The following is a 12568-nucleotide window of genomic DNA, read 5'->3' on the forward strand; positions in this document are numbered from 1 at the left end:
CTGGCTAACGTGACGGACGAGCCGGAACGACCCCGCGGTTTGACCTTCGGCCGAGTCGCCGAGGAGTACGACCGCGCTCGTCCTGGATACCCGGCGGCGCTGTACACGGATGTTCTTGCCGGCGGTGCGACCCGCGTGTTGGAAGCGGGAGCCGGCACCGGCAAAGCCACCGTTGCGTTGGCCGAACGCGGCGCTTCTGTGGTTGCGGTCGAGCCGGATTCAGCTATGGCCGAGGTGATCCGACACCGAACCGAGAACATGGACGTCGATGTTCAGGTCACCCGGTTCGAGGACTACGTCGGCGCGCGCTCATCGTTCGATGTCGTCGTGGCCGCTCAGGCGTGGCACTGGGTCGATCCCGATCGAGGAGCCGCGGTGGCGGCTCGTGCATTGGTCCCCGGGGGATCACTTCGGCTGTGGTGGAACATGCCCGGTCAGCTCGACGGGCCGGTGTGGGAGTCGGTGCGGGCTGCGTACATCGCCACCGAGCCGGAAGCCGCACCGCTGTTGGCGCACTCTCTCGGCGTGCAATCCGAGACCGCGGTACCCCGCGCGGCCGGCTTCGGCCCATGGTCCACGTCGACCTACGAGTGGGTTCAGCGTTACACCGCGGACGAATTCTGCGCCATGGCCGCGACGTACTCGAGTCACCTGATTCTCACCGACACACGTCGGCAGGAAGTGCTCCGAGCGGTCCATGCGGCTATCGACAGCCACGGCCACCTGGACTATCACTACGTCACGCAGATGATGACGGCGAATCCAGGCTAGGACATCGTTGTGGTGCAGACGACGAATTGCCGTGCTTCGTAGGCGAATCCGCCTTCGGGGCAGTCGTTGGGGTCGGCGGTTCCGGTCTTGATCTCGGTGACCTTCTCCACGCTCGTCGCGCTGGGGTCTGCGCAATCGACTCGGGCGGGCTCGTCCATTCCGGTACTCGGCACGCTCATGCAGCCGTCGATCACCCAGTCGACGTCGAGGCACAATGCGCCCTGCTCGACACCGTTCAGAGTCTCGTAATACGTCTGGTTGACGTCGGTGGGGCACTGCTCGTTCTCTTCGGCTTTGGCGATGACCTTGTAGTTGGACTCCATGCTGCCGCACTCGGCGTTGTCGATCTCGGCGGCAGTCATCGTGCCACCGAGTTTGACGCACTGGCCGATCTCGACGTCGATGTCGGTGGAGCCACCGGCGTCGATGCCTTCCTGGCCGGACACGTTGTCGGTGGTGGTGGGGGCTGCGGAACTGCTGGAGGCGGTGGTGTCTGCGGCAACGGCAGTGCCGGCGTCGGACGACGAACAGCCCGCGGCGAGCATCAGCGTGAGGGCTGCACCCGCGGCGAGAAGGCCTCGAGATAGTGCGTGCATCGTGGCATGACCTTTTGGACTCGTCCAGACGAAGGAGTAATCCTTCGTCGGCAGCCCCGCGGGCCACCGATGAAAGATTCTCGACTATCCGGGTGGTTTTGCAAAGTCACGAACGGAACACGATGCGCGTCACCCACTTGGTGTTGTGCACACCGGGAAGCGCGGGAACGATGACACGTGCCGGGTAGCCGTGATCGAGCGAGAGATCGACGCCGTTGACTTTCAATGCCAACAGCGAATCGGGATGGAGCGCTTGATTGCCCTGCAGCACAGCACGACCGAATGGGCCACCCTGTTCTATCGAGATGATTTCCGCGGACCTGGGTGCGGGTACCCCTGCCAATGCTGCGAGTTCGGCCAACGGAACTCCCGTCCAACTCTGCGTGGTCGACCATCCTTCGACACAGGCGATGGGAAGTTCGGCGGTGTGCTGAGTCATGGACAGCAGCCTGCCGCGGGAGAGAACCACGGGTTCCGAGTTCTCCGAAGCGCTCTCGACGGACAGAGTCCAGTCTGCGCCCGTCTGTTCTTCGGTGACACCGGCCGCCTCGGCGGTGCGGTTGATTTGAAAGTCGTTGGGCCCGTCGCCGTACGAACGCCCCCGCGGAAGCAGAATTGCTGCCTTGCGTAGGACGCCTCCGACGGTTTGCCCCACCGTCAACACGGCTACGAATCCCATTCCGGCGGCGACCAATCCGATCGCACCTCGTCGGCTCATGGTTTCGTGTGGCCGGCTCGGCGCTTCGTTGCGGGCGCGCAGGACGTCCATCAACGATTCCGATCGAAGGGTCCGCCACATCAGCGGCACTTTGAGACCGAGGTGCACCAGGAATCCGGAGATGAAAACCCAGGCACCGAAGTAGTGAGCGGCGTAGAAGTCGAAGCCGAACACGTAGTCGTACTGGATGTTCAGCACGCCGGTGACGATCTCGAACAGCAGGCCACCGACGAGTGCCAGCAGCGACAGTCGTTCGAGTGCATGTGCGGGCGACCGGACCGGTGGCAGTTCGACGAGCTTGGGCATCACCGACCAGAGCTTGGCGATGACGAGCGGGACGATGATCAGGCCCAACCCGACGTGCAGGCCCTGCGTCAGCTGGTACAGCCAGGCCGGGTTCGTCGGCCAGTCGAAGAACGGTAAACGCAACCACCCGACGGCACCTGGTCTGGCTTGGCCGAATTGCGGCCCGTAGGCACTGTAGGACAGCAGGCCCGTCAGAATCACGATCGGCAGCGCAACGAGCAGCACCGCGCCGAACACCGACGTCAACCACGTGCTGCGCAGCGGACTGCGAAAGCGCGCGAGCGGGTTGGGTGCGTCGGCCATGTATGGCATTCGCTGCCCGACCCGTCCCGGATGTGTGGCGGCGAGTTCCCCTTCCTGTTCCATGGCTCGGTAGAAGGCCTCGGCATCCTCGGCCGTCGACACCTTGGGGCGGCTCGACGCCCATCGGCGGAACAGCATTTCGTATCGGTCGCCCAACGCCGAGGGCAGTGCCGGATAGCGTGCCGCGATCTCGGCCGCTCGCTTGTTCAGCAAAGCCGCTCGGACAGTGTCCACTGTCGCAGAATCGAATTCGGCGGGCAGTGGCCCACCTGCCACGAGAGCGCGCACCAACTCTTCTTGACGGCGAGCCAGGTCGTCGTTCACCTCGTGTACCCGGACGTCCGTACCCCGGTGATGCGATCGAGTCCCGCGGCATCCGCGATCGAATCCAGTTCTGCGAGAAGCTCGGCCTCGGGTGGATAGTGACCGTCGCGTTCGAGCATCAGGGGCGTGCGATGCCCAGCCGTCGCAAAGGTTCGTAGTAGTTCGAGGACTTCGTCGGGCACCGGCTCAGTGTGGGTGTCGTGATAGATGCCGCCGCGGACCGTGCCACCGGCGATGTGGCAGTAAGCAATTCGATCCAGCGGCAGGCGTTCGAGTTCGGTCCACGGGTCGCGGCCCCGATTGAGTGCGTTCGCGTACACGTTGGCGATGTCGAGCACCAGGCTCACGCCGGTCCGCTCGACGAGTTCTGCCAGGAACTCACTCTCGGTCAACTGGTCTTCCGGCCAATCGAACAGGGCTGCAATGTTTTCCACCGCCAGCGGAACCGGCACACCATCCTGCGTTCGTGCGATGTTTCGCGCGAGCGCCGTCAGGGCTTCGTGGGTGCGCGGCACCGGAAGCAGATGACCGGCCTCGATGCCGTCGGCGCGGACGAAGGCGATGTGCTCGCTCACCAGTGGGGATCCGAGCATCGAGGCGACTCGTGCCAGTCGGTCGATACGGTGCTGCTCCACCGGCTCCGCACCGCCCAACGACAACGAGATTCCGTGCGCGACGACGGGAACTCCCAATGCGACGAGGCGATCGGGTGCCTGCTCACCGATCGATTCGGCGATGACCTCGCAGAACGCCAGCCCCGGCAGTTCCGAGACGATGCCGGATATCTCCGAGCGCCAACCGATTCCGAGCCCCACGGGCACTGCGTCGACGTTCAACCTCCACAACCTCCGCCGCCGCATCCCCCACCGCCGCCACCGCAACTGCTGCTGCCGCCGTCGCCTCCGCTGCCACCGCTGTCGCCGCCGAAGCCGAACGACGCGGCCCCACCGGCCTGAGCGGTGCCGTAGCTGAGCGCACCGGCCATCGCTGGATCGAGCATCAGCAGGGCGCCTGCTCCGAAGATGGCTGCCGACATTCCAGCGCGAGTCGGCCCGTATGCGGTGAAGGACGGTCGCGCGCGGGGTGAGAGGTAATCGTTCTCGGCGCGGAGCCGGCGTAGTTCGGTATCTCCCGCGGCTGTCCGACGGCGTCGACGAAGCAGAACCGGCACGGCCGCGAACAGGACGAACACGATCGCGACGAGAAACCAGACGGGCTTGCCGTTCGCGGTGCCGGCGACGATGCGGGCAATCCCGACTGCGATGACGAAGAGCACCGGGAATGCCCGTGTGACAGCGGAGCCGCGAGCGCCGTGCAGCAGACCCTCGTCGACGAGAGTGCTCCGCAGTTGCGCGCAAGTGCCGGACATGTTCGCCACCAGCCGGGAGCGAACCAGTGGGGCCTTACCGCTACCGAGGCGTTCGAGGACGGTGCGGGTGAACCAGTCCAGTTGGGAGCGCTCGGTGGCGGTCAGATCGCGGCGTTTCCTTCCCTGCGAGTCGATGATCTCGGCACCGCGAAGTATTGCCAACGACGCCATGACCGCCTGGGTGTCGCTGGTGAGCACACCGACCTCGGGTGGTGTGAGCACGCGGCCCGCCGACGTCGCCGGGACTTGTCGGTGAGCGGCAATCCAGTTCCCCGCCATCGTCAGGAGTATCGCGAGAACGGCCGCGAGCAGGTACCAGCGGAGAAAGTCTGTGCTGGGGATGCCCCAAGTGTCCGAACCGCTCATGGCCACACCCACTTTCCGTCGGATCCAGCATCTGATGCTCAGTATCGGGCCCGCGGGCGAGAAAGCAACCCCGACCACGTCCCCGCGGGGACGTGTACATCGGTTCGGCGGCGTTCTTGTCGGTGCCTCGTCGTACTGTCGTCGAACATACATTCGACGAATGGGGGCATTCATGGTCGAGACTGCAGACATCGAGACGGAAATTTGCGCGCTGGCCGGCCAGATCGCGGCTGCATCAGCGCAGTATCTGATCCTGGTCGGTGAGTTCGATGCTCGACGCGGGTGGGCCGCGTGGGAGACGAGGTCCTGTGCGCACTGGTTGTCCTGGCGCGCCGGAGTCGATCTGCATACTGCCCGTGAGCAGGTGCGGGTGGCCAAGGCGATGCGCGAGCTGCCCCTGATCACCTCTGCGTACCTGAGCGGCACGGTGTCTTACTCGAAGGTGCGCGCGATGACCCGTGTTGCCACTGCCGACAACGAAGCGTCATTACTGCAGAAGGCGCTCGATGCACCCGCCGCGCACATCGAACGTCTCTGCCGTGGTCTGAAGAAGGCGATGAGGCCGACCAGGGGCAACGGTGTCGATCTCGATCCGTGTGTGGGACGGTGGCGCTGGGACGACGAGGACGGCTCGCTTGTGGTGACGGCGCGCTTTCGGCCCGAGGACGGTAAGCGATTTCTGGCTGCGGTGACCAGGGCCGAGTACGAGCGCACCCGCACCGAGGTTGAATCAGAGGGTGACCGGTCGGCCCCGGCACCGACGAATCCCGTTCCTGCGCTCGTCGCAATGGCGGAGATGGTGTGTGACGCCATCGATTCGCCGGTCGTCTCACCTGCCGCGGAAGTGTTGGTACACCTCGGCGACAGCACCGAAGCAGGATGCGATCATGCTCATTTCGATGACGGGCCTGGTCTGGACGACGAAACTCTCGCTCAGGTGTTGTGCTCGTCGGTCATGCGAGTCGTCGGTCACGGCCGGTTGGGAAAAACTGTGCGGTGGAGTACCACGGCCAAGGCTCCGAGTCGAACCCAGTTGCGTCAGTTGATCATTCGTGATCGATGCTGCTCGGTACCAGGCTGTGGGCGCACCCGGTTTCTGCATGCTCACCACGTCACCTACCGCTCGCGGGGAGGTGCGACGTCACTCGACAACCTGGTTCTACTGTGCGGCGAACACCATCGGGCACTGCACGACGGCTACTTCTTCATCGAATCCCTCGGCCACCAACGGTTCACGTTCCAGCACCCATCGGGAGCAGAGATGGTTCACGCGCCCTCGCTGTCCGGAGATGCCGAGGTCCTCCGGCGGCGATATCAGCACATCGAACCCGACGCGATAGTCCCGAACTGGGGCGGGGAAGGCCTCGACCTGAGCTACGCGACCGACGTTCTGATCACCAACTGGCAGCAGGCTGCATGAAATCGAGCCGCTCAGGGCAAGTTAGTGTGACGGAAAGACTCGGACAAGAAGCGGTGGGATATGAGCGTCGACAGATCGATGGCGGACGAACAGTCCTGGCCGCTGGAACAATGGCCGAGCTGCGAGGATGCGACGAGGCCTGAGAACGACCCGTTCTACGCCGCGCCCGAGGGCTACGAAGCGGCTCTACCGGGGACGATTCTCAAGGTGAGGCCGGTCGAGGTCGCGATGTTCGGCCACGTGCGACAGCGAGTCGACGCATGGCAGCTGCTGTACCGCACCGCCGATCTGGGCGGTGTACCGCAGGCCAGTGTGACGACGGTGCTGCGGCCGCAGAATGCCGAACCGGTGTTGCTCTCGTACCAGTGCGCCATCGACGGCGTCGCGTCCTCGTGCTTCCCGTCCTACGCGCTTCGACGTGGCTCGAAGGCCCTCGGCGCAGTTCCCCAGTTCGAGTTTCTTCTGGTTCTGCATGCCCTGCGCCGCGGATGGACCATCTCGATCCCCGACCACGAGGGGCCGGACGGTCATTGGGGGTCGCCGCAGGAACCAGGATTCTGCACACTCGACGCGATCCGCGCGGCGCTGTCGTTCGAGTCGCTGGAGCTGCACGAGAGCACGCCCGTCGCATTGTGGGGATATTCGGGCGGCGGGCTCGCGACGTCGTGGGCCGCAGAAATGGCCCCTGAGTACGCACCGGAGCTCGAGCTCGTCGGTGCCGCCCTCGGCTCCCCCGTCGGCGACCCGGGTTCCGCGTTCACCAGGCTGAACGCAACGCTGCACGCGGCCTTGCCGACGCTTGTAGTCGCGGGATTGCGACGCACGTACCCCGACCTCGATCGCGTGGTGCGTCAGTACGTCAACGAGGACGGAATGCGCATTCTCGATTCCGTCGAATCCATGACGACCGTCCGTGCCGTCAGACGCTTGGCTCGGCACGATCTGGACAACTACATCGATATTCCGCTCGCCGACCTGCTCGCCCTACCCGAGATCGTGCAGGTGTTCCAGGACATCCAGCCCGGTCGTACTGCTCCGTCGGTGCCGCTGCTGGTCGTGCAGGCCGTGCACGACCAGATCATTGCCGTCGACGACGTCGATGGCCAGGTCGATCGGTATCTCGAAGCCGGCGCACACGTGACGTATCTGCGAGATCGGCTGAGCGAGCACCTGTCGCTGCATCCACTCAGTGCGCCCCTGACCCTCGATTGGCTGGCCGATCGATTCGCCGGGCTTCCTGTTGCCGAACCGGCGACCAGAACGGTGTGGTCGACGGCATTCTCGTTCGCGGCAGTACGTGGATTGATGTCTCTGACCTGGACCACCGCCCGAGCATTGACCGTCGGCGTCAGGGCGTAGCTACTCTCGGTGCGATGCAGCGAACCTGGGTACGGATTCTGACCGGAACGATCGCGACGCTGGGCATCGTCACCGGACTGGTAGCGATGATCGCGTACTACACCGACACCCGCATCAACGTTCTGATCGCGCTGGCATCGTTCGTTCCTCTGATGCTCGTCGCCGTCGTCGTCGGTGCTGTCGTCGCGCTGATCGGCAGGCAATGGATTCTGGCGGCGGTGTCCGCGGTCGTGTTGGCAGCAGCCGCAGTGGCGTACGCACCTCTGTACGTGGCCGACGCGGCATCCCAGGACGAGGCGAGTGGCGATGCCGTCCGGCTGCGGGTGATGCAGGCCAACCTGATGGTGGGCAGCGCCGATCCGTCGGTCGTCGTTGGATCGGCACGCGACAATGCCGTCGACGTCGTGACAATCCAGGAACTGACAGATGCGTCGGTGCTCGGGCTGAGGGATGCCGGCATGGAGCAACTCTTTCCGTACAGCTACCTGCGGGCGTTGCCGACGGGTGGTGGAGGTGCCGGAATCTACAGTCGCATACCGCTGTCCGACAACCGCGAACTCGCCGGCTACGGGCCCGTGAACCTGGCCGCCTCCGTCGACGTTCCCGGATCGGAGCCAGTGACGCTGCTGGCCGTCCATCCCGGCCCCGCATACGTCACCCCGGCCGATATCTGGACCGCCGAATTGGACACGCTCCGTGGCGATCTCGAGGCGGTGTCTGCGAGCGGTCCCGTCATCGTCAGCGGTGATTTCAACACCACGTATTCGCACAAGAAGTTCAGGAACCTACTCGATGCCGGATACTCCGATGCTGCAGCACAATTGGGGATGGGGCTGATACCGACCTATCCCACGGACAAGGGCACTCCCGCCGTCGTCGGCATCGACCACATTCTCACCAATTCCGGGCACGCCCGATCGCTGGAAAGAATCGACCTCCCGGGATCGGACCACCACGGTCTGATCGGGGAGATCGAGTTCTCCCGAGTCAGCTGACGCGCGCCGACTGTTTGCGAGACTTGCCGCACTGCAACAGAATTCGCACCTTGGCCGGGGTTCCGTCGAGTGAGGTCACGATGTCGTCGCGGGTCTGTGCTGCGGCGTCGGACACCTGCTCGAGGGACGTGACGGCCGGGTCGAGCGTCGCGACGATCTCGACCACGCGCTGTCCCCTGTCCGAGACCGAGCGACCGGAGGCCGAGACGACACCGTCGTGACCTGCCAGCGACTTGGCTGCACTACGGGCCGCGGTGCCCAGGTCGACGCTGAGCCTGCCGTCGACCTGCACTCCGTCCACGTCCGTGACGTCGGCCGGCGTGGATCCGAAGGCCACGGTCCCGACCGATCGACGCGGCAGATGCGCGAGCAACCACCACAGACCCAGCAGGATCAGCACGACAGCGGCTACGCCGAGGGCCCAGGGCCACCAACCGGCGTCGACGGCGGTGTCGACGAACGCGGCGTCCAGCCGCTCGCGGCCGGGAAGCTCGCCGCGTTCCCACGCGATGGCTCCGCCGCCGAGTGCGATCAGAGCCAGCCCGACGACGGCTGTGCCGGTGCGGTCGAGCGATGCGGTTGCACGTTTCACAGCTGCTGTCCTTTCATGAGGCCTGTCCTGTCGTTCGCACTCGGGTGCGGACCTTGGGTGCCGACGCGAGTGGACGGAGGGCGTCGTCCACGGACGTCGCGACTGCGGACTTCAGAGCCGAGGTGTCGGTACCGGCCACGGTCGATACGGCGACGGTGACCTTCTTGTTGCCTGCCTTGGCGGACGCGGTGTCGACGCCGACACTGTCGAGGGCTGCAGATCGCGCGACGGCGGCGATGTCGCCCTTGCGAAGCCAGACACCCTGCTCGGTGAGAGCACGGTGGGTGCGACGACGCGGGCGAAGTGCCACGAACACGAGAACGAATCCGACGACGACCGCGGCGATACCTGCGGGCAGCATCCACTGTTGAGCGGTGAGCCCGTCGAGGTTCGAGGCGGCCGGGCCGACCCACTCGGAACCGTCGAGAGCGCCCAACTTCAGCAGCGCCTCGCGGCCGAGTACGACTCCGGCCGCGATGAGAACGAGAGCGAACAGGACGGCCGGAACAGCTGCGGTGGGGTTGGCCACCGGCTTCTTACTTGCTTGCTCTGTCACTGCACTCTCCCTTCTTCGCTGGTGGGCTCGGCCGGCACGCATTCGACGGTCACGTCGACTCGGTCGACGGTGTAGATACCCAGTTCGGACAGATCTCTGGCCACGGCGGCGCGAACGTTCGCAGCCACCTTCGCCAACGGGGAGGGCCAGGTGACTCCTACGGAGACCTTCGCTCGCACTCGCGTACCGGTGATCGTCACATCGGCCTTCGGCAGATCACGCCCACCCAGAAGGTGCAGTCCGGGTTGACGGTCGGTGACGGAGTCGGTGCCGCGGGCAGCCAGGACGGCCAGCCGTTCGACCGCTTTGTGCTTGATCTCCAGGGAACCGCGATCGCTGGGATCTGCGAGGGTCCCTGGGGCTGCCGGTGTCGCTGGCGTTGTCGGGGCTGCTGCTGTGTCAGTCACGACCGCGACCACGCATGATCGAGTTCAGGTCCAGTTCACCGTCGATGTAGCGGCCGACGAAGTAGCCGAGCCCACCGAGGACGATGGCGATGAGGAAGCCGGTGAAGCCGCCGGCTGCTGCGGCGATGGCCAGCAGAAGTCCCACGAACAAACCGATGGTTGCAGTGGTCATGGTCTTGATCTCCAGTCAGAGTGTTCGGAATCCAAGGGTTCAGATGTCGAGGTGTCAGATGTCGAAGTAGTTGCGTCGAGTGACGCGTTTGCGAAGCCGGGCGATGCGTTTCGGCAGTGTGCGCAGTGGCGTCGGTACCGAGGACGAACGGAACGCTGTCGGTGCGCTGGCAGTGTTGGTCGGAGTCGACGGAAGTACGGCGAACCGGCGGTCGACTTCGGCCAGCTCTGCCATGTACCGGGCGGGATCACCACCGATGTCGGGGTGGTGTTCTCGGGCCACAGCGCGCCGGGCCGCCTTGTACTCGGCGGCCCGGTTGCGCGCTGAATGCTCGTTCACCTGGTCAGACTCGCACAATTCAGACCCGCACGACATCCTCGACGGTGACGTGCACGGGCCCGTCGACCATTGCCGCGACGGTGCTACGCACTGCCTCGGCGGTCTCCCGTACGGCGACGCCGAACTGGAGAGTGACGTGTACCTCGGTGCCGTCGTCTGCGATCCGGATGCCGGCGACGCGGCGTCCGGGTAGATAGGTCGCAGCCTCGCCGAACATGCCGCCGTGCAGCCCGACGACACCGTCGATCGCCAGTACGGCATCGGCGATGTCCTCGGACTTGTCACGGTCCGTCGGGTTCGGGTCGGTCACTGCACTCGGGTGGAGGCGGTCTCGGTGGTCTCCTCTTCGTCCGAGCCGTCGTCGAGGTAGATGTCGTGGACGACGATGTTGACCTCGGTGACCTCGAGGCCCGTCATGCGCTCGACGGCATTGATGACGTTGCGGCGGATGCCTGCTGCGAGGTCTGCGATCGAGACGCCGTAATCGGCGACGATGTCGATGTCGACCGCTGCCTGACGCTCGCCGACCTCGACCGAGACGCCCTGCGACTGGTTGACGCGGGCACCCGGGATGCGCTCGCGCAGGGCACCGATCGCGCGGCTGGCTCCGCCGCCGACGGCGTGGACTCCCTGGACCTCACGGGTGGCGATGCCGGCGATCTTCGAGACGACGGTATCGGCAATGGTGGTGCGGCCCTGCGAGCTGACGAGCACGGAGTCCGACTTCGTGGTGATGTCGGTCTTGCCTTCGCCTGCTGCGGATACGGTTGCCTTGGTGTCCGTCGTGGAGCTCATGACTGCCTCTCTTCGCTGAGTAGTGGTGCACAGTGTGTGTCAGGAGTTGGTCGTAGCTCGATCACCGAAACGCACGTACAAATAAAGTGACCTACGTCATAGATTACGTCTGGGGGCCCGATGGAGTGGAGAGATGCATCGGACCGCGTACTCGTCGGCGCAGCCGCGCTCGGCGAGACGGATGCGTTCGAGGAGATCGTGGGGCGATACGGACCGGAGATGTTTCGGTACGCCCGAAACATGCTGTCCGATCAGGGTGCAGCAGAGGAGGTGGTGCAGGACGCGTTCGTCGCAGCGTGGAAGGGGCTCGACAACTTCCGGGGCGATTCGGCTCTGCGCACCTGGCTGTTCTCGTTGGTCTCGCACAAAGTGATAGATCATCGCCGGCGTCGTAGCGTTCCTCCTGCGGAAGACTGGGTATTCGAGCGCAAGAGCACAGGCGCGGGAAGTGATCCCGAGGCGGACGTCGAAGCAGACAGCTTCATGGCCGAACTGGGTGTCGCGCTGGCGGAGTTGCCCTATCGGCAGCGGGCCTGCTGGTTGCTTCGGGAGGTCGAGGGCCTGACCCATCCGGAGATCGGCGTGATCATGACGTTGTCCGCAGGAGCAGTACGAGGTCAATTGACCAGAGCACGAGCAACATTGAGCGAAAGGTTGGCGACATGGCGAACCCGGTAGAACCGAATGCGGTTCTCGCGCGTGCTGCCACCGAGCTTCGGGAGGCACCGCAAGAACCGAACTGGGTGGACATCAGCTCGTCCATCCTCGCGAAAGTGCGCAACACGACGCGTCGCACCTGGCCGATCGACAGCGCCTTCCCGGCGGGTTCAGCGGCCGATCCACGGGACTCACTGCGAATCAGCGATCACATCGTCAAGACGACGCTCCGCCGTGCTCTCGCGGGCGTACACGGCGCGCAGCCCACCGAGATCGACCTCGATCTCGACGATCACGCCTGCACAGGTCTGTTCGTCGCGGTGATCGGCGTGTACGGCGACGATCTGCAGGCGGCAGGCGAAGAACTGGCATCGATCGCCATCGATGTGGTCGCGGACCTGCTCGGAGTCACCCTTGGCAGGGATGCGGTCGAAATCCGCGTCGACGACATCGAGGAGCGTTAGCGGGGTCGGTGTAAAAACTCCGTCATGACCGCAGGTCGTGGGCGTAGGAAAGCGTAAGG

At 65.0% G+C, this 12568-nt stretch carries 17 protein-coding genes; 6 read left to right on the forward strand and 11 right to left on the reverse strand.

Annotation, left to right across the window (positions count from 1 at the left end):
- Positions 1-9 precede the first annotated feature (9 nt).
- The gene (locus E4P29_RS23475; protein WP_167735592.1) at positions 10-771 is read left to right on the forward strand and encodes a class I SAM-dependent methyltransferase; all 762 of its coding nucleotides are present in this window, start codon (positions 10-12) and stop codon (positions 769-771) included.
- On the opposite strand, the gene E4P29_RS23480 is transcribed toward E4P29_RS23475, so the two are convergent.
- The 4 genes from E4P29_RS23480 to E4P29_RS23495 all read right to left on the reverse strand — a co-directional run bounded on the left by E4P29_RS23480 (position 768) and on the right by E4P29_RS23495 (position 4753).
- The gene (locus E4P29_RS23480; RefSeq protein WP_032373468.1) at positions 768-1367 is read right to left on the reverse strand and encodes a hypothetical protein; all 600 of its coding nucleotides are present in this window, start codon (positions 1365-1367) and stop codon (positions 768-770) included. The two genes, E4P29_RS23475 and E4P29_RS23480, sit on opposite strands and share 4 nt — an antisense overlap.
- 106 nt (positions 1368-1473) lie before the next feature.
- Positions 1474-2703, reverse strand: a complete 1230-nt coding sequence (locus tag E4P29_RS23485) for a molybdopterin-dependent oxidoreductase (RefSeq protein WP_135047442.1) — start codon at positions 2701-2703, stop codon at positions 1474-1476.
- 311 nt (positions 2704-3014) lie between these two features.
- On the reverse strand, positions 3015-3854 hold the full coding sequence (locus E4P29_RS23490; RefSeq protein WP_230593522.1) for a DUF692 domain-containing protein: 840 nt from the start codon (positions 3852-3854) through the stop codon (positions 3015-3017).
- Positions 3851-4753 (reverse strand): TIGR04222 domain-containing membrane protein, encoded by a 903-nt coding sequence (locus E4P29_RS23495; RefSeq protein ID WP_135047399.1) that lies wholly within the window; start codon positions 4751-4753, stop codon positions 3851-3853. Before E4P29_RS23495 ends, E4P29_RS23490 begins: the two co-directional genes overlap by 4 nt.
- A gap of 160 nt (positions 4754-4913) precedes the next feature.
- On the opposite strand from E4P29_RS23495, the gene E4P29_RS23500 reads away from it, so the two are divergent.
- From E4P29_RS23500 to E4P29_RS23510, 3 genes are read left to right on the forward strand one after another with little or no spacing between them, the layout of a single operon-like run.
- Entirely contained in the window at positions 4914-6173 is a 1260-nt protein-coding gene (locus tag E4P29_RS23500) for an HNH endonuclease signature motif containing protein (RefSeq protein WP_052062931.1), read from the forward strand.
- A gap of 60 nt (positions 6174-6233) precedes the next feature.
- On the forward strand, positions 6234-7532 hold the full coding sequence (locus tag E4P29_RS23505) for a lipase family protein (RefSeq protein ID WP_135047401.1): 1299 nt from the start codon (positions 6234-6236) through the stop codon (positions 7530-7532).
- A 14-nt stretch (positions 7533-7546) separates the two neighbouring features.
- Entirely contained in the window at positions 7547-8527 is a 981-nt protein-coding gene (locus tag E4P29_RS23510; RefSeq protein WP_135047402.1) for an endonuclease/exonuclease/phosphatase family protein, read from the forward strand.
- On the opposite strand, the gene E4P29_RS23515 is transcribed toward E4P29_RS23510, so the two are convergent.
- From E4P29_RS23515 to E4P29_RS23545, 7 genes are read right to left on the reverse strand one after another with little or no spacing between them, the layout of a single operon-like run.
- The gene (locus E4P29_RS23515) at positions 8520-9119 is read right to left on the reverse strand and encodes a hypothetical protein (RefSeq protein WP_135047403.1); all 600 of its coding nucleotides are present in this window, start codon (positions 9117-9119) and stop codon (positions 8520-8522) included. The two genes, E4P29_RS23510 and E4P29_RS23515, sit on opposite strands and share 8 nt — an antisense overlap.
- Before the next feature lie 13 nt (positions 9120-9132).
- The gene (locus E4P29_RS23520) at positions 9133-9675 is read right to left on the reverse strand and encodes a DUF6286 domain-containing protein (RefSeq protein WP_135047404.1); all 543 of its coding nucleotides are present in this window, start codon (positions 9673-9675) and stop codon (positions 9133-9135) included.
- A complete protein-coding gene (locus E4P29_RS23525; protein WP_167735593.1) occupies positions 9672-10082 on the reverse strand; it encodes an Asp23/Gls24 family envelope stress response protein in 411 nt (136 codons plus the stop codon). The genes E4P29_RS23520 and E4P29_RS23525 overlap by 4 nt, the downstream gene beginning before the upstream one ends.
- Positions 10075-10254 carry a DUF2273 domain-containing protein gene (locus E4P29_RS23530; protein WP_135047406.1) on the reverse strand — a complete coding sequence of 60 codons (180 nt, stop codon included), beginning with the start codon at positions 10252-10254 and terminating at the stop codon, positions 10075-10077. The genes E4P29_RS23525 and E4P29_RS23530 overlap by 8 nt, the downstream gene beginning before the upstream one ends.
- A 54-nt stretch (positions 10255-10308) precedes the next feature.
- Positions 10309-10593, reverse strand: a complete 285-nt coding sequence (locus E4P29_RS23535) for a hypothetical protein (protein ID WP_167735590.1) — start codon at positions 10591-10593, stop codon at positions 10309-10311.
- Positions 10594-10612: 19 nt separating this feature from the next.
- Positions 10613-10903, reverse strand: a complete 291-nt coding sequence (locus E4P29_RS23540; RefSeq protein ID WP_135047408.1) for an Asp23/Gls24 family envelope stress response protein — start codon at positions 10901-10903, stop codon at positions 10613-10615.
- Entirely contained in the window at positions 10900-11388 is a 489-nt protein-coding gene (locus tag E4P29_RS23545) for an Asp23/Gls24 family envelope stress response protein (protein WP_027495128.1), read from the reverse strand. Before E4P29_RS23545 ends, E4P29_RS23540 begins: the two co-directional genes overlap by 4 nt.
- 120 nt (positions 11389-11508) lie before the next feature.
- On the opposite strand from E4P29_RS23545, the gene E4P29_RS23550 reads away from it, so the two are divergent.
- Positions 11509-12066 carry a sigma-70 family RNA polymerase sigma factor gene (locus E4P29_RS23550; RefSeq protein ID WP_135047409.1) on the forward strand — a complete coding sequence of 186 codons (558 nt, stop codon included), beginning with the start codon at positions 11509-11511 and terminating at the stop codon, positions 12064-12066.
- The gene (locus tag E4P29_RS23555; protein ID WP_045841590.1) at positions 12051-12509 is read left to right on the forward strand and encodes a hypothetical protein; all 459 of its coding nucleotides are present in this window, start codon (positions 12051-12053) and stop codon (positions 12507-12509) included. The genes E4P29_RS23550 and E4P29_RS23555 overlap by 16 nt, the downstream gene beginning before the upstream one ends.
- The last annotated feature ends 59 nt before the right edge of the window (positions 12510-12568 follow it).

Origin of the sequence: Rhodococcus sp. 1R11 (assembly GCF_004563845.1) — a bacterium.
In the GTDB taxonomy this organism is placed as follows: Bacteria; Actinomycetota; Actinomycetes; order Mycobacteriales; family Mycobacteriaceae; genus Rhodococcoides.